We start from the raw sequence: 923 nt of genomic DNA on the forward strand, positions 1-923 counted from the left end.
GAACGAGATCAAAGGTGGTGTAATTCCTGGCGAATTCATCCCTGCGGTTGATAAAGGTATCCAAGAACAACTTAAATCAGGTCCGTTAGCGGGTTATCCGGTAGTTGATGTCGGTGTACGTTTACACTTCGGTTCATACCATGATGTTGACTCGTCAGAATTAGCGTTTAAACTTGCTGCATCATTAGCGTTTAAATCAGCGTTCGGTCGTGCAAACCCTGTATTACTTGAGCCAATCATGAAAGTTGAAGTGGAAACTCCGCCGGATTACGTGGGTGATGTAATCGGTGACTTAAGCCGTCGTCGTGCGATGGTGAACGGTCAAGAAGCGAATGAGTTCGTTGTTAAGATCAATGCGGAAGTGCCGTTATCAGAAATGTTCGGTTATGCAACAGACTTACGTTCACAAACTCAAGGTCGTGCATCTTACTCAATGGAACCATTAAAATACGCTGAAGCACCGACAAGCGTTGCTAATGCAATTATTGAAGCTCGTAAAGCTAAATAATTTATCTTTTAACTAAAGCCTCGGCAATAGGGCGGAGGCTTATTTCTAGGAAGCTATCAAAGTGTCTAAAGAAAAATTTGAACGTACAAAACCCCATGTAAACGTGGGTACAATCGGTCACGTTGACCATGGTAAAACAACTTTAACAGCAGCAATCACTACCGTATTATCAAAACACTTCGGTGGTGCGGCTCGTGCATTCGACCAAATCGATAATGCGCCGGAAGAGAAAGCGCGTGGTATCACCATCAACACCTCACACGTTGAATACGATACGGAAACACGTCACTACGCACACGTAGACTGCCCGGGACACGCGGACTATGTTAAAAACATGATTACCGGTGCTGCGCAAATGGACGGTGCAATCTTAGTAGTAGCAGCGACAGACGGTCCGATGCCACAAACTCGTGAG

At 45.2% G+C, this 923-nt stretch carries 1 protein-coding gene and 1 pseudogene; both read left to right on the forward strand.

Annotated elements, in window-relative coordinates; all coding sequences use genetic code 11:
- Positions 1-508 (forward strand): annotated as a pseudogene (fusA, locus tag DAE25_RS22650) (elongation factor G); the annotation flags it as partial.
- 61 nt (positions 509-569) lie between these two features.
- On the forward strand, positions 570-923 hold a 354-nt coding region (locus tag DAE25_RS22655; protein ID WP_199907741.1), incomplete at its 3' end, for a GTP-binding protein.

It is taken from the genome of Nocardioides terrigena (assembly GCF_003047265.1).
In the GTDB taxonomy this organism is placed as follows: Bacteria; Actinomycetota; Actinomycetes; order Propionibacteriales; family Nocardioidaceae; genus Nocardioides; species Nocardioides terrigena.